The following is a 24,959-nucleotide window of genomic DNA, read 5'->3' on the forward strand; positions in this document are numbered from 1 at the left end:
ATTATTATAGCAAGCATTCTCTAAAATTCTTTTTTAAAGACAAAATCCTATTATTGGTTGGATTTACAAAAGTATATTCCAACTTTTCATCCAAAATATCCTTACTATACAAGGAACGGTATTTTTTTATTAATCAACAAAGAATTGCATTAACAAAGAATAACATCTTTTAAGGCTTTTCCATTGTTCCTTACTTAAATCTGCGTTTACTTAGTGATGCCATAAAATGAAGATGCAGCAGAACAATAATTTCATAGAAGAAGTAGAAAAGTATGTCGGTAAATTGCTTGAAAAATTACCGGCAGAACTTTGTTATCACAATCTCAAACATACCTTGGAAGTTGTTGAAGCAAGTAAGAACCTGGCCGTAGAATCGGGATTATCTGCTGAACATACTGAAATTGTAATCATTGCTGCCTGGTTTCATGACTGTGGTCACACCATCACTTATTTTGGACACGAAGAAGCCGGAATGGAGATCGCTAAAAACTTTTTAAATAAAATAGAGTATCCTTCAGATCACACACAGGAAGTCCTTCGCTGTATCGCTTGCACCAAATATCCTTCTCAGCCACAAAATGAAATGCAAAAAGTACTTTGCGATGCAGATATGTTTCATCTCACTTTTGATGATTACGAATACAGAAGCATGAAATTAAAAGAAGAACTGGAAGCTGTCACTCACAAAGAAATCCCTTTTCAGCATTGGTGCGACACAAATTTAGAGTTTTTAGAAGATCATTGTTATTTTACCAATTACGGAAAGAAAATATTGACCTTTTTTAAGGAAAGCAATCTTAAAAAATTTTTACATGATTACTGTAATCATTAAAAAAATAGTGCTTTGTCTCTATTTTAATATCCTGATGCTAAAGAAATAGTCTTCCCCCAAGGCATCCTGGCCTTCCTCCTTTTGTTCCTTCTTAATTTCTTATGCACTAATAAATCAAGCTTAAACTGATAAATATCCCAATTAACAAGCAATTATATATTGCTTGTTTTCCTTCTTCTATAAGTTATCAATATAGAATCATTCTTATTTTAAATTTAGATATATTTAATTCACCTATAAATATAATATATCTAATCTTATGAAACACCTAAATTTACCAGTTACCTTATCCCTTTTTATCCTCCTATTGGTGGATTGTTCTAATTTATATGCTATAAAAGATCCTATTAAATTTGGCAAAGTAAGCATAGAAGAACTCCAAATGAAAACTTATCAGAAAGACACTTCTGCGGTAGCTGTCTATCTTTGTGATTATGGCGTAAGTGATATTACATTTCGAAACGATGTTGGATTCCTATTTATTTACACCAGAACCCTTCGTATCAAAATACTAAAAGATAAAGGGCTTGATTACGGTACCTTTAGCTTTGGTTACAATAAAAATAGCAGTCATGTTTCTTTAACCAGAGCATGTACCTATAATCTCGAAAATGGAAAAGTTGTAAAATCGAAACTCTCTGGTAAGGATAAAATTTTAGAGAAGACTTCGGAGAATTACTATAGCTATAAATTTACCCTTCCTAATGTTAAGGTTGGCTCCGTTGTGGAATTCATGTATCAGGTTAGCTCAGATGTTTCCTGGAGTTTACGGCCCTGGTATTTTCAGAAAGATATACCTGTAGCCTGGAGTGAATACCGTGTATCTATTCCGGAATACTTCAACTTTAAAAGAAATGCAAAAGGATATCTTCCCTTCCAGATCAATGAGCATGATTATTCCAATGGTATTGCTTATAAGGAAAATTATTCTATTGACAATTACCGATGGGTTGTAAAAGATGCACCTGCCTTTAAAAAGGAACCTTACGCTACCACCAGCAAAAACTTTAAATCCGCTATTGAATTTGAAATAGCAGGATATAAGGGTTTTAATGGCATCTACCATGACAAGACCGGTAGCTGGAAAAAAATCAATAAAATATTAATGGAAAGCGATGATTTTGGCTTGCAGTTGAGAACAGGAGGATTTTTAAAAGATGTAGTTACCGACATTAATGCCAAAGGAGGAACAAATCAAGAAAAAATGATGGCTGCATTCGATTATATCAAATCGAATATGAAATGGAACGAATATAATAGCGCTTTCACTACTACCACATTAAGAGCCGCTTTTAAAGAAAAAAAAGGAAATGTGGGAGATATTAATCTGATGCTGGTTGTACTTCTCAACAAATTGGGTATACATGCAGATCCAGTAATCCTAAGTACACGTAACAACGGCTTATTAAGCCTCGTTTCCCCCAGCCTTGGAAAATTCAACTATGTGATTGCCTGCTGTAAGATAGACAATAAACAAATCCTTTTGGATGCCACAGATTCCAATTGCCCTTGCAATCTATTGCCATTAAGATGTATCAATGACAAAGGGAGGTTGATTAGTAGTGCAGGTTCCTATTTTGTAAACATCGGAGCCAGGAACAGATACAAATCTGTTACCATTGCAAAGCTAAACCTTTCGGAGGATGGAAATGTTGATGGAGATTTGATGTTCTCCTACAAAGGACATGCTGCGCTTAATTTCAGAAATGAAATGAAAGATAAATCTACCGAAGAGATACAGGAGAGTCTGGCTAAAGAATATTCCAATATTAATATCGAAGAGCTTGAATTAAAAAATATGGATCAGGTGGAAAAACCTATTCAAACTAAGCTACAGATAGAACTTGCAGAAGAACCTGAATCCGGAGTAGATAGAATTTATTTTAATCCCTTTATTGTTGGCAAAACGGAATCGAATCCCTTTACACTGGAAGAAAGGAAATATCCTGTTGACTACGGTTATCCAATTGATAAAACCTTTATGTTAGAATTAACAGTACCTGAAGGGTATGCTTTGGAAACCACTCCAACTCCTGTCCGAATTAGTCTACCCGGGAAATCGGGACAATACCTATATTCTGTGGCGCAAAATGGCAATAAAATAATTGTTACCAGCAGATTTAAAATTAACAAACGACAGTTTCTATTCAATGAATATGCTAACCTGAAGGAGTTTTATAATCTAGTTGTTGCGAAAAATGCAGAAATGCTGGTCATCAAAAAAACCTCCTAAATCAATTCGATATAATCATCACATTCTATCCTGGAGATTCGTAAGTAATCCAATCACTTGATACAATCATCATCATCATCATCATGCGAATTACTGAAATGATCCATGAATAACATGTTAAACATCTGAAAGATGTCTTTTAGGCATCTTTCATCCTCCATATAAAAATACAATCAGATGAAATTAAAAAACTACCTATTTCTCCTTTTAATATTTTGTTACTCCATTAATGGATATGCAAAAAAAGATACAATATACCCTTGTTCTTCTATACCTGCTGATTTAAAAACCAATGCAAATGCTGTAATTCGCTATGAATCTACGCTGTTGACAATTTTATCAAAGAGTAAGTCTGTTAGCGAATATAAAACAGTGGTGAGTATTCTCAACGAAAATGGTAATGATTTTGGAAATGTTGAAATTTATTTCGATAAGGAATCCCCCATTTTTCAACTTCAAATTAACATCTATGATGCCAATGGAAAGCTAATAGAAAAGGTGAAGAATAGTGAAATAAAAGAATACAGCGCATCCGGCAGTTCCCTGTTTACGGATAATAGGGTGATGTATTACGAACCAGTTCAAAAGAATTATCCCTATACCGTAGTTTATTCCTACAAACAAAACAACAATGAATATCTAAATCATGACTCCTGGTATCCCTATGGAGGATATCGGTGTGCCATTCAGTATTCCCAGTTTAAGGTAATAACCGATGCTGAAGAAAATTTCCGTTACAAAGCTTACTTTCTGGATCAGGAACCAATTACTGCAAGTGTAAATGGACATAAAAGTTATTTTTGGAAATTAGAAAATCTCCCGGCGCTTAAATCAGAGCCCTATTCTCCTCCATTCTTTGCTACTGTGCCCAAAGTGCTTTGTGCTCCCAACAATTTTGAGATGGATAAGGTAGATGGTAAAATGGACAGCTGGAATCATTTTGGTAAATGGTTTTCTGCACTCAACCAGGAACGCGATGTATTAGACGAAGCCACCATAGCAAAGATTAATGATTTGGTTAAAGACTGTAAGACAGATAAAGAAAAGGTAAAAGTTTTATATCAATACTTACAAGGTAAAACCAGATATGTGAGTATTCAGATAGGTATTGGTGGATGGCAGCCATTTACAGCTCAATCGGTAGAAGACAAGGCCTATGGTGATTGTAAGGCCCTATCGAATTACATGAAATCTATTCTAAAAACAGTACACATTCCGGCTTATTATACTTTGGTGAAAGCAGGAAATTCTGCTATTGCCATCGACACTGGTTTTGTTCGCAACTTTGCTACCCATGCAATTCTAATGGTGCCACTTCAACAGGATACCATTTGGTTGGAATGTACAAGCAAAACACAAGCCTGTGGATTTCTAGGCTCGTTCACGGATGATCGGGATGTACTTTGTATTACCGATGCAGGAGGAAAAATCATACACACTCCTGCCTACTCTATGCTTGAAAATGAACAAAGCCGAAAAGCCATAGTAAAAGTACTGCCCAATGGCAATGCAGAAGCTCACGTATCTACCGTTTATAGTGGAATTCAGTACGAGAATATTTCCAATTTATACAACGAAGGTCTGGAGGATCAGAAAAAGAAATTATACAAATCTATCAAGCTTCCGGATTTCAAAATCAACACTTTACACATCAATCAGGAAAAAACCAGAATTCCCTCTTCCGTATTAGAATTAGATCTGGACATTCGAAATTATGCCTCTAAATCCGGAGAACGGCTCTTTATTCCCTTAAACTTATTGAATAGATCGACTTATATCCCCAAGAAAATTAAAAACCGAAGAACCTCTATCCTGATGAATAGAGCCTATTGTGATACCGATTCTATTGTCTTCGAAATCCCGTCAGGATACGAAATGGAGAGTATCCCTGTAAAAAAATCCATCCATTCAGATTTTGGAAACTACGAAAGGGAAGTCATCCAAACGAATCAACATCTTACTTATATTCGGAAAGTTCAATTCAAAAAAGGAGAATTTCCGGCGGACCGGTACGAGGATTTTCGGAATTATCAGAAAGCAAAGGTGAGAGCCGATAAAGCAAGATTGGTTCTGAAGAAAACTCCTTTGTTATCTAGTCAGCCATAAAAGGATCTTAAAACCAGTAGATATTCCTACTAATAAGCTAGCAAGGATTGCCTCCAATCCGATAGAAAAATAAACCAGCCTAATTAAAGAGTAGAATTTCTCTCCCTAATTAGGCTGGTTTAATTCTTTTATGCTGCAGGTTTTTGCACTTATCCAAATAGAAATGCACTTAGGAAAGCTAAATGAATCCCACAAGGTCATATATTACGCTATTCTAATATTCTGGTAACAGGAAAGAAACACGAACTCCGCCTTCCTCTAAATTTTCAACTTCCACATCGGTTTTATGAAGATCCATTACCAACTTAACTACTACCAGACCAGGAGTGAATCTTTTAAAATTATGATTGTGATCCTCCTTTTTAAGCTCGAAAAAGCGGAATGTATAATCAACTTCTGTCGGTGCAAAATGTACTCCTCTATCCTGAACAAAGATATTCACTTTCGGACCTTTTAATTCAGCTCCAATGGTAACTTCTGATTTTGGGGGAGCATTAGTAATGGCATTCTCTATCAATTTTTCCAGACTGATTTCCAACAACTTCTCATCCGCACGAACGATATAGTTTCGAGGAATATTCATCTTCACTTTCACCTTACGCTGATTACTTAAAGACTTCAACTTATCCGCGCTGTTTTTTGCAATCTCATGCACCGGAATTCCCAAGACCTTCATTTCATATCTATCGAAGCGTAAAGCAGAGAGTAGTAAAGCCATATCTGAAACCCCAATTAGCTTTTCACAAGCCTGGCGAATAAAGCGTACATATCTTAAATTGGTTTTGTTCTTAATGGCATATTCGAGCATCTCTACAAAACCGACGATTCCATTCAATGGTTCCCGAAGTTCTGTGGACATCAGCGAAAGAAAATCATTCTTTGCCTCCTCCAGGGAAGAAAGATGCTTATTGGCTCGCGTCAGGTCTTGATTCATTTCCTCCAATTCAAGGGTTCGAACCGCAACCTTCCCCTCTAAATCCATATTCATGAATTTCAACGCCTCGTTTTTATGCTTCAGATCCAAATGGGTATTCACCCTGGCTATCAACTCCTGAGAATTGAATGGCTTCGTCACATAATCCTGAGCACCCACCTCAAAGCCTTTGATGATTGCCTCCTCATCCACCTTGGCAGTTAGGAATATGATCGGAATATCTTTGGTTTTATTTTTTGATTTTAAAAACTGACAAACCTCATAGCCATCCATTTCCGGCATCATGATGTCTAATAAAATCAGATCAAAACTATTGGAAATACATAAACTTATTGCATCTTTTCCATTTAAAGCATAGGTAATTTCGAAAGACTCGTGGGAAAGAATAGACTGTAAAACTTTAATATTATCAGGAATATCATCTACAATGAGGATCTGATGCTTCTTCATTTTTAGTTATTTATAGGGAGAAATAGATATTGTTTCAAAACAGCAAACAAAGGATAAAATCGATCTCTAAAATTTGCGATCCCTAAATATAAGAGATAAATCTCAACTAGCGTAGGTCAATTCCTAAAAAGAAGCAAATATACCTAAGAGAAGACTCTTATTTAGATTATTTATTAACAGTTTAGCAAAACTGACAACTCCTACGCTCTTCAAAAATAAGAATCGTAGTTGCTGCTTCCATGCAAAGGTTTCCATTCCTACAACAAACTAATATTTCCACATACAGTAAATAATCAAGCGTGAATAAATCTTTTTAATAGATTAAAACTCAAACTTGGCAGCTTTGACACTTTGCAATCTGATTATTTCAATGTAATTTTACAATTCATTATCACACTACTATTACAAAAATAATTAACATGGAATTGGAAAACTTACCACAAGAGATTGCCGACGCAATCAGAAAAGGTGCAAAAACCAATCAATTGATCCAAATGGCAAACCAATTATTGGAAAATGGAGATCAGGAAAATGCAGCTATAGTATTAGATTATTGCATTTAATGCCTCCCAATTGACAAAAGCCCTGGGAATTTATTTTTTCGGGGCTTTGTTGTTGTGATGAAAGAATTACACGAATTATATCTAATTATCGCGAATGTGTGTTCTTTCCTATTCCGTCGCGAATAATCTGATTACTTCTATTCAAGTGAAGTATGCGCGACGATTTACATTGGTTTACCTATCCCGGGATGGCAGTCGCTTATCGCTCCTTTATCCCGGGCTATGGAATTAGAGCCTTTCAGGCTCGCATAACTTGAATCTAATTTTTCTTTAATTTGACATGGCAGTGTTCGGATAGATTGCTTCGTCGTCGAAAGGACTCCTCGCAATGACAGCCTATATCAAGCATTGTACTTTGAATAAAAAAGACAAAGGTCTTTACTTCAAAAAACCCTGACTACGAATATCTTTGTGAATCTGAACAATATTATCGGGAATATCCACTGATATCAGCCAATTCACATCTAACCCGTTCTGAATAGCAAGCTTAATTAGATATTCATTTTCGGAGATTTGATTACCCAAGCTCTGTAAATCATTTTTTAAATCGATAAAATAATCTTCATGTAACTTATTGATTAACGTCAATATTTTAAATGTTCTTGTAATAATATACATACAACATTTATAGGCTTTACCATAGGGTTCATCCGCTATTTTTCTACTATTGGATTGCAATACCCCATTCAACATCAATAAGTTTAAGCTAACTTCACCAAAATGATCTCTGGTAATTCTAACATGCTCTGTTATCTCTCCACTCAAATATCGCATGTCCATATGCAGATAGCCTGGACTGTAATACCCGTTGGTCATCTTATTGATCTGTTTTAGCACATGAGTTTCCATTTCCTGTCTCCTACTTTCAATCGATTTATTATCAATCAAATCAAAGTACAAACGATTAACAAGATTAGAGTCCTTTTTCAACAAACGAAACAGGAGCTTATCTTTTTCGTTTGATGGTAAATTAGAAATAGCTTCCTTAAATTTATTATCCAATTTCATAGCTGATTTTTTCTGAAACATCCACGTCTTTTCGCTAAGCAAATTTAATCAAAAGCTAAAAATAAAGACACTGATTGTTAATGATTTTCACTGATGTCAATCAAGAAAATGGTACTTCCGTTTTGTATTTACAACCGCCAATAAATTACAACCAGGTGTTGTACGATAGATATTCGTTCACTTTTCAAAAAAATAAAAATGAGAAATTGATCAAATACCAAACCATCTAAAATGAAAAAACTCAAAAAATTAAATTCTTTGGGTTTTTGTTTATTAAGATATGCATATCCTCTCGCTGAATACTTTCTTAATTCCGTCGCGAATAATCCAATTGCCTCTAATTAAGGAAAATGTGCGCGACGGTAGGAGTAGTATTCCGGGCTATGGAATTAGAGCCTTTCAGGCCCTCCCAAACTTGATCTTTATTGCCACATTTTCCTTTTTGGTTTGGTAGTATTCGAACGGATTGCCGCGCTGCGCTCGCAATGACAGCTTTGATGGAAACATTTTGCAATTAATAAACTTCCGAAAAAGAGTATTAACATCAATTCCTGTTTTTTCCCTATTCAGGGAAAATCCCGATAGGGAAAAGGGTGCCTTTATCTTCAATTAGCAGTTCTCATGCACCCCTCTGTCCTGTCGGACATCTCCCCTGAAAAGGGGAGAACGCAATGAATAAATGCTGATGCAAATTGATGAAGATTGCTACGCCCGTTAGGTCAGTATAAAAAAATGGATTACCTCAATTCCTTGTCTATATCATACGATGGAATCCGATACTAATAGATCTTTAACATCTTTTAACTAATAATATTATTACATTAATCTCTTTATTTTTATGATTTTAATATTTTTTCTCCTACTTTTAATCATCGTTTAATTTTTTTTATGCCCTTTTATAATGCAGACAATAAATTATTACAATCCCAATAAGAATATAATCTATGTTACCATGAAATTCTTCCGATTGCATTAAGCGCATCATTTTAAGGAATAGCAAAGGCTCCCGATGAAACAGCATTCATTTTTTATGGAAGAGCAAAGACTCCGAAAGGAGGAGCAATCATTTTTTGAGGCAGAGCAGTAACTTTTTCCTAAACAGCCGAGATGAAAATGCCAAGAGCAAATCATTTTTTTGAAAGAGCATGAATTTAAACACCAAGAGCAATGGATTAGAGGAGAAGAGCATTAACAAACATAGGAACAAAACATCCTTCCGGAAAGACAGCCGTTTAATTGCGGAAGGAACTTTAAGAATTACACCTATAACCAATAGTCTGATTTAGCCAACAGATATAATGGTTTCGGTATCATGTAAAAATTAAGTAGTTCTCTATTATAAAAACAGTCCATCGAAAAGGAGATATTTTTCCTTGGATAATCTAACAATTAAAATTTAAAAGCAATGAATAAAAAGTATAAACCGATTCACAAAATGTTGCCAAGATTCAACGATTTTGTGGCATCGAATCAAACAAAACTAGAAGCAATTCCACTTGTATGGGAGGTGATTGATTTAATTCTAAAATATATCCCAAAACTTGAAGTGGCCAAACAGGCACACAACTATGATTTTAAAGGAATCACAGCAGTTAAGCGGCTTAAAAAAGCTGACTTGGCTAATAGCCTGCATCTGGTAATGAATTTAATTTATAATGATTGCCTTAAAACCGGTAATCAGGCAGTAATTCGCAATTTTAGGGATAGCGTAAGCAATTTGGGGCATATATCCAATGCCAGGCTTGTAAGCAAAGCAAAAAACACCATAACTTATTGTGATGATTTGGGTGAAAACCTGACAATAATCGGGGTGACACCGGAAATGTTAGCAACACTTAAAGCTGATGCAATTGCTTTTGAAGCTGCCATTCCTCAACCTCAGGAGAGCATTAAGAAAGGGAAAATTGCTACCGAACAAATTAAAACCTATAGTACGGAGGTGATTGACATTTTTAATGAACGCTTGAATCGGGTAATGGAATCCTATTTTAAGGAATCAGAGCCAGATCTTTATCGTGCGTATTTATTGGCGACAGAAAGAGAAAATGCTGTCAACAGAAAATTAGCTGTTCGCGGTACTATTTTCGATCGGGTTACCAATAAACCAATTACAAGGGCCTTGATACATATTCCTGCTGTTGGAATCAAACATTTTTGTAATAGTACAAAAGGTGGTTTCCGAATCAAGAATTTGGAAGCAGGAACCTATCAGGTAGAGGTGAGTGCTGTGAATTACCAGACTCAAACGCTTACCCTCGTGCATCATCCTGGTGAAACCAATAAATTAGATATTTTATTGGAACCTGCATTGATAATGCATTCTGAAGAAATGGAATAAATTTACAGGGTTCTACTTAATTTTATTAGTGCTCTCCATTTATTGGGGAGCACTATTTTTTTGGCTTGTTTGGATTGGACGGATTGTTTCGCTGCTCTCTTTAGGTCAGCTAATTAATAGTGTCATTGCGAAGTAGCGATAGCGAATGAAGCAATCTGTTGAAAATGGTGCAGGCGTTCCGTTTGGGGCGCTGCTGTATTCGGGCAGATTGCCACGGCTCCGTGCCTCCGCCTCGCAATGACAGAGGAACAGCAGATTGCTTCGTCGTTGGAACAACTCCTCGCAATGACAGTTTCATTCGGACAGATCACTGTCAATGTAAAATGATTTTTTGTTACCATTTTTTCTTTTTTTAATGGTCAACTTATTTCAGGCATTGACACCTTGAACTCAGCAACAATAGAAACAGATACTGAAACAAGTTCAGCATGACAGAAAAATGGAACGTCATCCTGAATTTATTTCAGGATCTCTCAATTTCAGAGATAGCCCTACCACTAATAAAACCAAAAACTCTGTTTTTACTTAAGAGGGGTCAACATGCTCCGGAATAGCAGATGAAGCAATCTGTTGAAATTTTTCAGGCATTCCGTTTGGGGCGCTGCTGTATTCGGGCAGATTGCCACAGCCTCCTTTGTCGGCTTCGCAATGACAGCTTTATTCGGGCAGATTGCCGCGGCTCCGTAACTCCGCCTCGCAATGACAGATCATAGACTATAGTTGCTTCAAATAGAAATTAAAAGCCCTGTAAACCAGAGCTCTTAATTTCGTACAATCAGCCCCGCGAGTACTAACAACTTTTGGGATGGTACACCGAAGTTGTTATTTTAAATTCTTTATTTTTTGATTTAAAGAATCCATATAGTTCTCAACATCTTTTATCGCCTCAGGTTTTGGTGCCCAAGACGCAAATTCTACACCTACTCCTGGAACATAGGGCCCTTCTTTAATTTCGTAAATTACAGAACCAGAATCCTCTACCATAATGGTATGCCAGATACCTGCTGGAATTTCTACACCATACCCACCTGAAATAGGATTCAATGGTTTTACTTCAATAATTTCTCCAGAATCATCAAAAAGTAACACCTGAATCTTACCTCTTAACAGTAAAAAGACTTCTACTTTTTCTGTGTGTCTGTGAGGAGGTAAATAAGTTCCAGGCTCCAATGCATTTAGCATTCGTTGTAACAATTCCTCACCATTTTCATGAAAATTGTAATTCATGCGTTTACGAGGATTTTTAATTGCTTCTTCAGATATTCGATTCAGTAATTCTGTATTTATACTTTTCACAATCATTAATCTAATTAATAAAACTTTTGATCTGCCTGAATTTATATTTTAAGCAAGTTGATGCAAATGAAAATATTTGCGTTTTACGATGATATAAATTACTGCCAAGATTAGTAAAACAGACAAAACCAATAGTATGATTGCCGCAATTCCAACATCTACTTTCAATAACAATAAAACCACAAAATTTAAAGCCAACTGAACAAGAGCATAAGCACTTGCAACTAATAAATGTGGCACTTTAGCTTCATTTGCCAGAATCTGGTATAAATGCTTTCGATGTGCCTGAAAGATGTTTTCTTTTAGTAACAAACGGTGAATAATGGTTAAAACACTATCTACACCATATACTCCCAACAATAATACCGGAACAATAGATGGTTGAACTAAAAGTAATTTGCCAATCATGAATAGCAGAATAAAAGCTATGGCTATGGAACCAACATCACCGGCAAAACATTTTGCTTTTTTTCTAAAATTGTAAAAATTAAAAACCATTACACTTAACGAAGTACAATAGATTAAATCATTTTCTATGAAATTTACATGATAGTTGTTAAGCATCCATAAACCTGCTAATACAGCAATACTGTATACACCAGTTATTCCATTAATCCCATCCATAAAATTGTAAGCATTGGTTATTCCTATGAATAGTATAAATGCCATCACAATCCAATACCATGGTTGGTCAAACAAATTCAATTGATAAAAAAGTAAAGCCATGGCAATTAAATGAACGGAAAGGCGAAGCTTATTTGATAGTGTCAAAATATCATCCAGAAAACTAATTAGAGTTATTAGTGTTAAGCCAAGAAAAAACCAGGAGTATTGAAAACCCGAATAAATAAAAAAAGATAAAACACCAAAATAAAAGATAATTCCACCTCCCCTTAAAGTTATGGAAGTATGAGAACTTCTTTGATTTGGCTTGTCAATAATATTAAAACGATCGGCAATTTTAAAGTAAATAAGAATAATGGCGATCAGGATTAAACTAATTAAGATGTAATACATAGCTGTTCAATATTATCTTTGTAGTGATCTAATTTAGTGACTTGGTATGTGAAAATGATTTAATAGTTTCAACCAAACCTTCACGTGTTGAAACTGGCAACGTTTTACTCAATACCTTCTTTATTTTAAGATTTGAAACAACATAATTCTCAGTTAATTTATTTAATCTCTCTTCCGTTAATGGTAAATGTAGAATAGAGCCAAGTTTAGCCAAACTTGTCACCAAATTAACAGGTAGCTTTAATATCCTTGCCTTTCTATTAAGTGTTTCAGATATTACTTTAATTAATTCATTTGTGGAGATGGCATCATCATCTGCCAAATGATATATACCAGAATCCACCTTATTGATAATAAATTCATTAAAAATAAAGCAGAGATTAGATACGCTCAAAAATGAACGCTTGTTATCAAAACTTCCCAAAGGATAAGGAATTCCAGATTTAGAAAAACGATACAGCAAATTTAAATTTCCTTTATTCCCAGGACCATGTATCATACAAGGTCTAAAAATATAAAACGATTTACCCAATGGTAAATTCATAGACAAAATATGTTCCTCAGCTTTTAATTTGGATTTACCATATGCAGTTACAGGATTGCATTTTTCTTTTTCATCAAGAGTTTCTCCTTGTACAACATCCGCAACCGCCTTTACCGAGCTCATGAAAAAGAATTTTGAACAATTACTGTCTAAAAACCAATCGTAGATTTTTTTAGTCAATCCGTAATTTATATCAAAATAGACTTTATCATCAGATGTGTTTTTTAAGTCATGCGCTTTGCCCGCTAAATGAATGATAACATCGAATTCCTGTAGTTCATTTAGTTTACTCCAAGAATAAATATGCTCAACACCGTCAATATCTTGATCAATAATATCTAGCCCGTATAATTTATAATTAGGAAATTTAGCTAAATAGTTAACTAAATTTCTTCCAACAAAGCCTGAAATACCGGTTATAAGTATTTTAAATTGCTTCATACAAAAATTCTTTATATACTTTTAAATGTTCATCAACAACCCTATCTACACTAAAATCCTTTTCAGCAATAGATCTCGATTTTTTACCAAATTGTTCTCGTAGCACGTCTCCAAGAATAAGCTTTTCCAATCGTTCAGCCAATATTTTATAATCTTTTGGTGGAATCAAATAACCATTTTCCCCTTCTACAACACACTCCTTACACCCAGGATGATTAGTCGTAATTATTGGTCTTCCTATTGCACAAGATTCAATTAAAAATTTTGGAATTCCCTCTCCATAATATGAAGGAAAAACAATTATATCAGATTTGGCAATTAACTCTTGCATATTTTTTGCAAACCCTAACCATTTTATAGTTCCATCTGATTCCCATTCTCGTATTGTTTCTTCACTTATTGCAGCAGGGTTTAGTTCATCTAATCCACCTGCAATTACAAAATCGACATTATTTATTCCATAAGAATTTTTTATCTCCTTTGCTGCTAAATAAAACTCTTGAAAACCCTTTGGGTATAAAAGGCGCGATGCTAACAAAACCTGCACTCTTTCCTTTTTTGCGACGGGTTTATATGAAAATTCATCCAAGTTAACACCTGATCCCTTAGTAAAAACAGTTTGTTCACTTTCAACAATACCATTGTTTACTAAAATAGCTTGATCATCGGAATTTTGAAAAATAACCTTTAATTTATTATCAATGCGAAATGATCGTCGCAATAATTGTAAAGCAAAAAACCTTTTTAATTTTGACCCTTCAGAAGAAAATAATATACCCAAGCCACTTACTGCGTTAACAACTGAAATGTTTGGAAACTTACGAACAGCAAACCCACCAAGTATCATTGGCTTTAGAGTAACATGATGTACAATATCTGGACGTTCTTCCTTATATAATCTCCGTAACTTCCTATAAATTAAGTATTCATTTATAGGATTAAACTTCGACCTCTCAAATGGCATATCTATAAAATTGATTCCCATTTCCTCAATTTCATGTCTTCTTCCACTATCTTTAGTTATGAGAGTTACATCATAACCATTTTTAATGGCGGCAAGTGCAATAGGAAGTCTATGTGATAGGAAAAACCAATCGACATTAACAACTATAAATATTTTCTTGTTCATTTTTTCTACTTCATTGAAAAAGAAAGAAAATGTAAATCATTGCAGGACTTACATTTTCTTACATTCTCTATTTCAAATAATATTATTCTACTAATTTCTCTAATGAATCAATACCATATGCACTTGGGATGCCATATAAGAACTGACCACAATCTGTAGGTTTCAAAACTAACTTTTTATTTTCAATAAGATCAATTTTCAAGACTTCTTGTGCCCATTCTAATATCTTATCAATTGTAGGTGTGTTTTTACCTAATTTTTCACCTATCCATTTAGCAATACACAATCCATAGTAAATATCATCTGTATAAAATCGATACTCACTACTTACTTTATAAATACCATCTTCATGTTGAATTGCAGGTGTCAAAATATTACCTAAGGTGTTTGATGTAACGAATGACCCTAGAATATCCGAATTACATGAATTGTAAGAAACACGTTCAAGTTCCAAATAGTCTAACATGTAGGTGAAAGATTGGTCTGGAAATCTATTTTTTATTTCTTCCCTAATTCCAGTATAGTCGCCATCAAGGTCTTTAAGAAGATCCGCAGATAATTGATCATAGTCTCTATAGAAATATGGTATTTCTTCTTGCTTATGCCATACTCCTCCATATTTAAGAAATAGACCAAACATCCTTGTTGTATGAATTATTTGATTATCCACAGATAAGGTTAAGGAAATGAAATTTTCAGCTAACTTAAATTTTCCAGTATCAAACCAACGATAACAAATATCGTTTAATACTAATTCATTTAAACTCTCGAAATAACTTTTATCGGATAGTGCAACAACATTGACTGATTTAGGTCCATAAGTAATCCCTTCTTTTCCATAAGTTTTCGTGCGGCATACCCAAGGTATTAAACCAACGGCAAAGGTGATTATATTCTTAAGTTCAAATTTATCGGCAATCTCTTCAACCATCCAGTTAAAACCACCTTGACCATAAATTGTACCTACATAAACATTTTTGTCTTTATTAATTGCAGGACCTATGTTATGTAATGCATTTCTATATTCGCATACTGGCATACACAAAATTATGACTTCAGATTGAGGTATAACCTCATTCGGATCAGAACTGCATTTTTCAATTTTCCCTTTAAATGTAGAATGAACAGAAGTATCTGGCAATTGGTACTCCAAATTAATTTCCTCTGACCATTTTTCGGGTGATCTTGACAATAAATTAACAGTATGCCCAGCACTATGAAGTAAAGGGATAAGTGTATGGGCACTATTACCACCCCCAACTACTGTTATAACACTTTTTCTTTTTTCCATTTTCTAAAAATTATTGGTTATAGATTCTTCTGATAATATCCTTTTTAGATCTAAAAGTCTTAAATTATAACTAGAGTTTTGATTGAATAAGCCTTTTTCTAAAATCCATTCTCCATCTTTGAATAAGTAACGGTATGGTTCTTCATTTATATACATTTGCGATGGGTTATAACCGCCAAATGCTGTTTGCATTTCATTTACAAGGTATTTACCATCTTTTGTTTCAAAAATATCATACGCCATACAGTTATGATCCATCTTGATGGCGATATCCTTGACAAATTCAAGTAAATCTCTAGGAACATCAACCCAGCCAACAAGACCCGATCCACTATGTGAACCATTCTTTTCTAACTTTTGATGTCCAAAATAACTATCGCCAATTTTTATCATTCTCCATTCATATACAATATCAACGCATTCTTGTGTAATTACATACCCTTTTTGGCGGTCGCTTAAAATTGGAACACTAACAGGAATATTATACTTATGTTTAAGCGTATTATATCTAGTTAATCCACCAAATCCTATTTTCATAAAAGGAAATACTTTTCTAAGATATCTCTTGTATGAATATTGCCCTTTAATTTTAACTACTCCTGATCCCCCACTCCCTATATTTGTTTTATTAACAACTGGGTAATCAAAGCTTTTAGCCAATTCTTTCCCCTCGTTTTTATCATATATTACATAGGTTTTTGGGTGAGGAATAGAATAAGCTTGCAGATAATAGGCTAAAAGTCTTTTGTTTTCGTAAAAATGAATTTCATTGAACTTTGGATAAACAAGTAAATTCATTACTTTCTCAAGTACATAAATTCTTTCAACAAATAAATCTCTCCAATGAGAAAGCAAATTAGAAGGACGATACATAAAAGCGTCACAATTACTTTCTTTTACTTCTTCAAGCCAATTTTCACTCAAAAAATCTATGGTCACATAATCGATTCCTAATTCAATACATGCATTCTCCACATATTTTTCATTTCCCATAAATTCTTTTAAGATCCCTACCTTCATAATAAAGCTGATTAAAAATTACAAATCCCATAATGATAATAAAATGGATAAAGTTACTTCGATATCGGTTAGCACTACCAGGATTTAATAATCCAAATGGATAATGCACCAACATGATCCAAAACACGGTACTAAAATACATGTAAATGTTTCGTACATGTAGTTTACCCAAACTTATCCTTATAATTAATTTCTCTGACACAATAAAAGTCATAACAATGATAATTATCCAACTCTCAATAAAAGCGGATAGTGTCAGAAGGTTATTTACCTCACTTAAACTTGGTCCAACAAAACTCAAATAAAAACCAATTGGAATTTTTTTGAAAAAATCATTCTTCTCAAGCCAGAATTGATTCTGTCTGGTCGTATTTGAGGATAATGAAAAATGCTGTTCCATCATCCTTGCCAATTGATCAATTGTATCGCTAAAATATAGAAGTACTGCTACGCAGAATACTATCTGAGATATTACTATAATACCCCACACTAACTTATCTTTTACTTTCTTATTTAAAAATATTAAGAAAAATATATTAACTAAAGCAATAAAATATTGGGGTTTTAATACTGCCAATAAGTATAAAGCTGAACATAACAAGAAATCATACTTTATTTTTCCTTTATTCGAGTAATCAATGAGTTTTCCAATGATAATTCCAATAGCATAAGCACCCAAAGCATCTTTACCCACTATAGATGTCCAAATACCAAAAGATGGCAACATTAAAAGAAAAAATAAAAGCCTATAATTACGTTTTGATAGACTTAATTTTTTTAACGGATAAATTATTCCAACTATAGAAGTTATACAAAAAAAGAAGTGTACTATTATATCTAATCGAAATACCAACTTTATTATTCGAACCAGATATATTATTAAATCGGTTGAAATAAAAAGTCCTTTTAAGGAAAATGGAATACTTGAATTCAAATACAATTCAGTATCTCCTAATTTTGTTAATCGAGCAATTACAAAAACTGCCAAAAACATATATAGAAACTTAAAAGCAATAAATAAGTCAATAAGTTTAATTCCTCTCAGCATATCCTCGATAAAATAAAATTCCAAACAATAACATTTGAGAAATCACAATATAATAAACAAATTGATTTCCTTTAAAGTAATACAAAATAAAAGAGAGTACTACAACATTTATGATAAGGGTTCCAACCATGATCTTGGAAATTGTGACAATCTTTCCTTTTGAAATTGAAATCTGCGTAAGTAATTCGTTAAGAGACATGAAAATTACTACATAAATTATAACGCCAACAATAGCATCAACTTGCTGTAAGTATTCGTTTGTAACTAATTTGATAAATGCTTCGGAGAATATATCAAAAATGACACAACCCACTAGCATCATGAGAAAATAAAACAATAACAAATAATTAAAATACTTATTCCCCTTTGTTTTTTTTGCGTGGGAAATAATTTTTGGATACAGGGCCTGAGTTAAAGCTCTCATAACACCTGTTCCGGCAGCTACAAATTTTTCTCCTATTCCATAAAAAGCAACAATCGCATCGCTTCTAAAAAATCCTAATACGAGGATATTTGTTGTTTGAGTTACATTTAAACTTAGGTTAGAATAAAATACATTCAAGCAACGAAGAAAAAACACTTTCATATAGTTAGCAGGAGGAAGCGAGAAATTTATTTTCCCTTTCATCATGGTATAAACAAAGGAGATTACACCGATTAGTAAAAATGAAATTCCATTGATTAGCTGGACATCATATGCACTTGATTTAGAATCAATAAAAACAAAGACACAAATTGTAAATAGTGATCGAGCAGCTAAATTAAAAATAGTAATAAACTCCATTTTTTCTATTGCCTGATAATAAAAGTTTGGCACTAAACTTTTACCCACAACCAGCAGTAAACTAATAAGAATGACATCACTAATTTGCTCAAATCTAACAATCAAATTGCATAGCAAAAATACGATTATTAAAGACAGAATCGACAATAATAATTTTAAAATATAAACTGTAGTAAAAACATTACCCACAAGATTTTTCTTGCCCAATCTTAGCGTTAAATCTTTTGTCGCTGATTGTTGAAATCCGAAATCAATTAAAATTTGAAAATAAAATATTACTGCATTCGCAAATACTACAACACCATATTGGTCCGCTCCCAGATTTCTAAACAAAAATGGAACTATAGCCAGCGTTAATAAGAGAATACCAACTTGCATGGCAGCAAGCATTGAAAAGTTTTTAAAAATCTTTTTTATGGCATCTATATTAATATTTTCATTAAGTGTCAATTTAGTCTTTCTCAATTAATATTCCTTTTTTATATGTACAAAACCATTCGGCAAAAATCTTTACACCTTCTTGTATTATAACTTTAGGCTTGTAATTTGTTACATTAGACAATTTACTAGTGTCAGCATACGTTACTTTTACGTCTCCCATTTGCATTGGCATGAAGTTCTTTTGTACTTTCTTTTCTAAAGATTTTTCCAAAATATCAATAAACTCCATTAAATCAACAGGACTAGAATTACCAATATTATATACTTCCGCCTTAACTTCATTGTCCGAGATTGCAAAAAGACTCTTCATTACACCATCTACTATATCACTTATAAAAGTGAAATCTCTTTTCATTTCCCCATTATTAAAAACTTTAATTGGTTCTTCTTTCATAATGGCGTTTGCAAATAACATTGGAGCCATATCGGGTCTTCCCCAAGGCCCATAAACTGTAAAGAAACGCAAACCTGTGGTTGGCAAGTTGTACAAATGACTGTAGGTATAGGCCATCAGCTCGTTGCTCTTTTTGGTGGCCGCATACAAACTTACGGGGTGATCCACACGATCGTCTTCAGAGAATGGAATTTTAGCATTTGCGCCATAAACAGAAGAACTTGAAGCATAAACCAAGTGTTCAATTTTATTGTGGCGGCAACATTCCAAAATATTGACATAACCCACCAAATTAGATTGTACGTAAGCATGTGGGTTTTCGATGGAATAACGAACACCAGCTTGAGCTGCAAGGTTAACTACATGCGTGAATTTTTCCTGAGTAAACAAATCCTCCAGGCCTTTTAGATTGGTGATGTCTAATTTTGCGAAGCGATAGTTACTGTACTTCAAACTTTGAACCAACAAATCATTAAGAGATCCTGAAACGAGTTCAGGATGACGGTTTGGGCCGTTAAATTCTGAAATGAGTTCAGGATAATGATCCACTTTAGAACGATCAATTCCTGATTCTGCCAATCGGGCATATTTTAGGTTCACATCGTAGTAGTCGTTGATGTTGTCGATTCCAAGCACTTCATGACCCTCTTTCACCAAGGCCTCCACTAAATGGAAACCGATAAATCCTGCTGCTCCTGTTACTAGTATCTTCATATAAACGCGAATTTCGCTAATTACTAAATATTACGCTAATTAGAACTAATTACACGAACACATCCAATCTGTCGCATTCGTGTAATTCGCCTTAATTTGTGTCATTGGTGTTTTTTACTTTCCTTTACCAATGTTATACACCTCAAAACCCAAGGCTTCCAATTGCGCTTTATCTACAATATTTCTACCATCAAACACGAAAGCAGGTTTCAGCATTTCCTCATAAACCTTTTGCCAATCGTAGGTTTTAAATTCGTCCCATTCGGTGAGGATTGCTATGGCGTGGGCATCCTTCATGGCATCATAGGGGTTTTGGTGAACGGTTACTCTATTTAGCAGATCCCTCGTCGCTTCGCTTCCCTCGGGATGACAGCCTGTTTTTTGGGTCTGTAGGTATTCCAGGTCGGCATATATTTTTTCTGCAGGGACTTTTGGGTCGTACACGTGGATTTCTGCTCTATCCTGAAGCAATTCATCTGCCACATAAATGGCAGCAGATTCGCGGGTATCGTTGGTATCCTTCTTGAAAGCCCAGCCCAGGAAAGCAATTTTCTTGCCCGATACGGTATTGAAGAGCGAATCGATGATGTTTTTGGCAAAGCGGTGTTTTTGGTAATCGTTCATTTTCACCACCTGCTCCCAGTAGTCTGCTGCTTCGGGCAAATTAAAATGGCGACACAAGTACACCAGATTTAAAATGTCTTTCTGGAAACAAGAACCACCAAAACCTACCGAGGATTTCAGGAACTTGGCACCAATACGGCTGTCCATTCCAATGGCTTTCGCTACCTCGTCTACATCGGCACCGGTTTTCTCACATAAGGCAGAAATGGCATTGATGGAGGAAACGCGCTGTGCCAAAAAAGCATTGGCTGTCAGTTTTGATAGTTCGGAAGACCACACCCGGGTAGTGAAAATATTCTCTTTGGGAACCCAATTCCTGTACACTGCTGCCAGTGCCTGGATTGCTTCCTGTCCGGCGGCATCCTCTCCTCCACCTATTAAAACACGATCTGGTGCGTATAAATCGGCAATGGCTGTTCCTTCAGCCAGGAATTCCGGATTGGAAAGTACCTGAAACTGTGCACCATTACCCGTAGCATCCAAGATAGTACGAATGGCCTGAGCAGTACGCACCGGAAGCGTAGATTTCTCTACTACAATTTTATCTTCCTTTGCTACCCGGGCTATCTGACGGGCACACAACTCCACAAATTTTAAGTCGGCAGCCATTCCTTTTCCTACGCCGTAGGTCTTGGTTGGGGTATTCACCGAAATAAAGATAGCATCGGCCTCCTGAATGGATTTTTCAATATCCGTAGAATAAAAAAGATTTCTGTTGCGAGCCTCAGCAACAACCTCAGCAAGACCTGGTTCAAAGATGGGTAGTTTGCTTAGATCAGTATCGTTCCAATCGGCAATACGTTGGGCATTGATATCCACTACATTTACTGTGATATGCGGACATTTTTGAGCGATCACTGCCATGGTTGGGCCACCTACGTAACCGGCGCCTATGCAGCATATATTCCTTATTTCTTTCATTTTAGTGTTATGCTTCTATATTGTTTGTATTTCATTTTCAACTTCATCACTTTCTTGTAGCAGATTGCGCTAATTAAGGCGAATTACGCTAATGCTACTCCCGTCATGCTGAACTCGTTTCAGTATCTGTTCATTCTTAAATCCTGAGATCCTGAAATAAATTCAGGATGACGTCGCATCAGGATGATGATGTCAATTCAGGATGACGTCGCAATTCGCGATAACTTCGTCAATTCAGGATGACGCTAACAATTTTTCGTCATGCTGAACTTGTTTCAACATCTCTCAACTTCACGTCATGCTGAACTTGTTTCAGCATCTGTTCATTCTTAAATCCTGAAATCCTGAAATAAATTCAGGATGACGTCGCATCAGGATGATGATGTCAATTCAGGATGACATCGCAATTCGCGATAACTTCGTCAATTCAGGATGACGCTAACAATTTTTCGTCATGCTGAACTTGTTTCAACATCTCTCAACTTCACGTCATGCTGAACTTGTTTCAGCATCTAAATGTCTTCCAACTATCCTGAGATCCTGAAATAAATTCAGGATGACGGTATCAATTCAGGATGACGTTGTCAATTTTCGTCATGCTGAACTTGTTTCAGCATCTCTCAACTTTTCGTCATGCTGAACTTGTTTCAGCATCTGTTCATTCTGAAATCCTGAGATCCTGAAATAAATTCAGGATGACGGTATCAATTCGGATGACGCTCTATTCAAGATGACGCTGTCAATGTTACGTCATACTGAACTCGTTTCAGCATCTCTCAACTTTTCGTCATGCTGAACTTGTTTCAGCATCTCTAACTGTTCGTCAATCATTAGCGTCATTCGTACTTTCACTCCATTTATCCTTAATGCTAACAAGGAATTCCTTCCCGAACACCATGCCTACCCCAACGATTCCCCCTAAGAAAGTCCAGATCACTAAAATCATCGGCCGTTTAGGCTTTGATTTTTCGATGGGAATAGAAACCGGTTCTATGATGGTGAATACCGGAGTATCCTCTTTTACCTGTATTTTTTGTGTTTCCAACTGCTTTGCCAACTCTGAATATACGCCATAAACCAAATTGTATTCTGCCTGCAGGCGCTCCAGTTCTGTTTGCGCCATGGCAGTGCTTACATTTCTGTTACGGTCGCGAAATTTAGCCAATTTTTGTTGTACGGCATCAAATTCTTTTTGTTTTTCGCTGAAGCGATTCTCCACAAAAGCCAATTGATCCTTTGCCTTTTGAATTTTAAAATCGGTGATGGCTTGCTGCAGGAGTTCCTGTGCTCTTTTTGCCAATTGAGCTGCCGCTTTTGCTTCGGGCATGCGGGCGGAAAGGGATACGTAGCCGTCTTTGTCGTTTACCTCAATGCTTAACTGTGCAGACAAGATTTCTATTAATTTCTTTTCGTCCTGGCTAATGGAAAGCAATTTTTTGTCATTGGTTAATTGGTCATTGGTAGATTGGTCACCTTTGATGGCTTTGATAATGACACCCGGAAGGCCAATGGTGTATTTTTTGAGATAGCCTAAAAGAGTTGGCTTTTGAATTTCCAGGTAGTAATCAGCAAATGTAACTTCCTTTTCTTGGCCTTCGACAGTAATCGGAGTTTGCATCAATTCCTTCTGAAAAGGGATACTACTTACAATTTTTGGATACAATGTTGGAGGTATTGCAGATCCTCCGCCCATGCTTCCCAGGTTAATACCGGCCATGGCTGCCAGTCCGCCCAGGCTACCGCCCAACTTGCTTCCTCCCTCGGCAGCTTGTGGCACCATGGTGGTAGAGGCGGTGTATTCTTTTGCGGAGAACAAGGCAATGAATAATCCGAGTGCCATAAAAATCAGAGTGGTCTTGATAACAGATCTTCTGCCTTCCCATAGGGTTTTTGCGAGCTGGATCAGATCAATTTCGTCGTCGTGAACTGTATTGTCGGTTTTAGATTCTTGCATACTTTTTTAATAGGTTACGCTTATAATTAATTTCGCGAATTAAGATGGATTTTGCGGATGAGGCGTTTTCCTCTTAATTTAAGTGCGTGATATTTCTTATTCTAATTATTGTATTTCTCTAGTTTACGTTAATTCTGAGATCCTGAGATCCTGAAATAAATTCAGGATGACGTTGTCAATTCGGATGACGGTGTCAATTCAGGATGATGGTTTCAATTCAGGATGACGTTCTATCCAAGATGACAATGTCAATGTTACGTCATGCTGAACTTGTTTCAGCATCTATGTCTTCCAACTATCCTGAGATCCTGAAATAAATTCAGGATGACGTTGTCAATTCGGATGACAATCTCAATTCAGAATGACGTTCTATCCTAGATGACAATGTCAATGTTACGTCATACTGAACTCGAATCAGTATCTCTCAACTTCACGTCATGCTGAACTTATTTCAGCATCTAAATGTTACCTTATTGAAAATCCATTTTCAAATCTTTTAGATCTGGATTAAAGCTCTTAATTAATTTCATTTTCCATTCTCTTTTCCAGTTTTTCAACTGCTTCTCCCTTGCTATTGCATCCCTTACATCATCAAATTCTTCATAATAAACCAAGTCAGTCAAATTGTATTTACTGGTAAACTTAGCTCCTATTCCCTCTGAATGTTCTGCAATTCGTCTATTTAAATCTGATGTTACACCTATATATAATGTTGTTCTATTTTTATTTGACATGATATAAATGTAGGATCTTTTCATTGTTTCACTATTCATTTAATCGTCAATCCTGGGATCCTGAGATCCTGAAATAAATTCAGGATGACGATTTCAATTCGGATGACGATCTTAATTCAGGATGACGTTCTATCCCAGATGAC

General features: G+C 35.2%; 19 protein-coding genes. 5 read left to right on the forward strand and 14 right to left on the reverse strand.

Annotation, left to right across the window (positions count from 1 at the left end; translation table 11 throughout):
• Positions 1–232 precede the first annotated feature (232 nt).
• The 3 genes from DLK05_RS01785 to DLK05_RS01795 all read left to right on the forward strand — a co-directional run bounded on the left by DLK05_RS01785 (position 233) and on the right by DLK05_RS01795 (position 5,171).
• The gene (locus DLK05_RS01785) at positions 233–832 is read left to right on the forward strand and encodes an HD domain-containing protein (RefSeq protein ID WP_209319653.1); all 600 of its coding nucleotides are present in this window, start codon (positions 233–235) and stop codon (positions 830–832) included.
• 259 nt (positions 833–1,091) lie between these two features.
• Positions 1,092–3,065 (forward strand): DUF3858 domain-containing protein, encoded by a 1,974-nt coding sequence (locus tag DLK05_RS01790; RefSeq protein ID WP_127342258.1) that lies wholly within the window; start codon positions 1,092–1,094, stop codon positions 3,063–3,065.
• Positions 3,066–3,242: 177 nt separating this feature from the next.
• Positions 3,243–5,171 (forward strand): DUF3858 domain-containing protein, encoded by a 1,929-nt coding sequence (locus DLK05_RS01795; RefSeq protein WP_127342259.1) that lies wholly within the window; start codon positions 3,243–3,245, stop codon positions 5,169–5,171.
• Between the two features lie 214 nt (positions 5,172–5,385).
• Here DLK05_RS01795 and DLK05_RS01800 read toward each other — a convergent pair whose 3' ends face one another.
• Entirely contained in the window at positions 5,386–6,555 is a 1,170-nt protein-coding gene (locus DLK05_RS01800) for a hybrid sensor histidine kinase/response regulator (RefSeq protein WP_127342260.1), read from the reverse strand.
• A 419-nt stretch (positions 6,556–6,974) separates the two neighbouring features.
• Between DLK05_RS01800 and DLK05_RS17405 the strand changes: the two genes are divergently transcribed.
• Complete coding sequence (locus DLK05_RS17405; RefSeq protein ID WP_209319654.1) at positions 6,975–7,118, forward strand: hypothetical protein; 144 nt, start codon at positions 6,975–6,977, stop codon at positions 7,116–7,118.
• A gap of 378 nt (positions 7,119–7,496) precedes the next feature.
• Here DLK05_RS17405 and DLK05_RS01805 read toward each other — a convergent pair whose 3' ends face one another.
• A complete protein-coding gene (locus DLK05_RS01805) occupies positions 7,497–8,147 on the reverse strand; it encodes a hypothetical protein (protein WP_209319655.1) in 651 nt (216 codons plus the stop codon).
• Between the two features lie 1,384 nt (positions 8,148–9,531).
• On the opposite strand from DLK05_RS01805, the gene DLK05_RS01810 reads away from it, so the two are divergent.
• Positions 9,532–10,464: a carboxypeptidase-like regulatory domain-containing protein gene (locus DLK05_RS01810; RefSeq protein ID WP_127342262.1), complete on the forward strand. Its 933-nt coding sequence runs from the start codon at positions 9,532–9,534 to the stop codon at positions 10,462–10,464.
• An 822-nt stretch (positions 10,465–11,286) separates the two neighbouring features.
• On the opposite strand, the gene DLK05_RS01815 is transcribed toward DLK05_RS01810, so the two are convergent.
• The 12 genes from DLK05_RS01815 to DLK05_RS01870 all read right to left on the reverse strand — a co-directional run bounded on the left by DLK05_RS01815 (position 11,287) and on the right by DLK05_RS01870 (position 24,840).
• Positions 11,287–11,760 (reverse strand): WbuC family cupin fold metalloprotein, encoded by a 474-nt coding sequence (locus DLK05_RS01815; RefSeq protein ID WP_127342263.1) that lies wholly within the window; start codon positions 11,758–11,760, stop codon positions 11,287–11,289.
• Positions 11,761–11,808: 48 nt separating this feature from the next.
• Positions 11,809–12,777 carry an MraY family glycosyltransferase gene (locus DLK05_RS01820; protein WP_127342264.1) on the reverse strand — a complete coding sequence of 323 codons (969 nt, stop codon included), beginning with the start codon at positions 12,775–12,777 and terminating at the stop codon, positions 11,809–11,811.
• 28 nt (positions 12,778–12,805) lie between these two features.
• Positions 12,806–13,762 carry an NAD-dependent epimerase/dehydratase family protein gene (locus DLK05_RS01825; protein ID WP_127342265.1) on the reverse strand — a complete coding sequence of 319 codons (957 nt, stop codon included), beginning with the start codon at positions 13,760–13,762 and terminating at the stop codon, positions 12,806–12,808.
• Positions 13,749–14,891 (reverse strand): glycosyltransferase family 4 protein, encoded by a 1,143-nt coding sequence (locus tag DLK05_RS01830; RefSeq protein ID WP_127342266.1) that lies wholly within the window; start codon positions 14,889–14,891, stop codon positions 13,749–13,751. Before DLK05_RS01830 ends, DLK05_RS01825 begins: the two co-directional genes overlap by 14 nt.
• 82 nt (positions 14,892–14,973) lie before the next feature.
• Positions 14,974–16,182, reverse strand: coding sequence for an NAD/NADP octopine/nopaline dehydrogenase family protein (locus tag DLK05_RS01835; RefSeq protein WP_127342267.1), 1,209 nt, complete (start codon positions 16,180–16,182; stop codon positions 14,974–14,976).
• Between the two features lie 3 nt (positions 16,183–16,185).
• Positions 16,186–17,202 carry an ATP-grasp domain-containing protein gene (locus tag DLK05_RS01840; RefSeq protein ID WP_127342268.1) on the reverse strand — a complete coding sequence of 339 codons (1,017 nt, stop codon included), beginning with the start codon at positions 17,200–17,202 and terminating at the stop codon, positions 16,186–16,188.
• Positions 17,165–18,196: a hypothetical protein gene (locus DLK05_RS01845; protein WP_127342269.1), complete on the reverse strand. Its 1,032-nt coding sequence runs from the start codon at positions 18,194–18,196 to the stop codon at positions 17,165–17,167. The genes DLK05_RS01840 and DLK05_RS01845 overlap by 38 nt, the downstream gene beginning before the upstream one ends.
• 37 nt (positions 18,197–18,233) lie before the next feature.
• Positions 18,234–19,499: an oligosaccharide flippase family protein gene (locus DLK05_RS01850; RefSeq protein ID WP_127342270.1), complete on the reverse strand. Its 1,266-nt coding sequence runs from the start codon at positions 19,497–19,499 to the stop codon at positions 18,234–18,236.
• Positions 19,486–20,583 carry an NAD-dependent epimerase gene (locus DLK05_RS01855; RefSeq protein ID WP_127342271.1) on the reverse strand — a complete coding sequence of 366 codons (1,098 nt, stop codon included), beginning with the start codon at positions 20,581–20,583 and terminating at the stop codon, positions 19,486–19,488. Before DLK05_RS01855 ends, DLK05_RS01850 begins: the two co-directional genes overlap by 14 nt.
• Positions 20,584–20,697: 114 nt before the next feature.
• Positions 20,698–22,128, reverse strand: coding sequence for a UDP-glucose 6-dehydrogenase (locus DLK05_RS01860; protein WP_127342272.1), 1,431 nt, complete (start codon positions 22,126–22,128; stop codon positions 20,698–20,700).
• Positions 22,129–22,951: 823 nt separating this feature from the next.
• Positions 22,952–24,082: a Wzz/FepE/Etk N-terminal domain-containing protein gene (locus DLK05_RS01865; protein ID WP_127342273.1), complete on the reverse strand. Its 1,131-nt coding sequence runs from the start codon at positions 24,080–24,082 to the stop codon at positions 22,952–22,954.
• Positions 24,083–24,552: 470 nt separating this feature from the next.
• On the reverse strand, positions 24,553–24,840 hold the full coding sequence (locus tag DLK05_RS01870) for a GIY-YIG nuclease family protein (RefSeq protein WP_127342274.1): 288 nt from the start codon (positions 24,838–24,840) through the stop codon (positions 24,553–24,555).
• Positions 24,841–24,959 lie beyond the last annotated feature (119 nt).

The organism is Ancylomarina longa, from assembly GCF_003996985.1.
Lineage (GTDB): Bacteria > Bacteroidota > Bacteroidia > Bacteroidales > Marinifilaceae > Ancylomarina_A > Ancylomarina_A longa.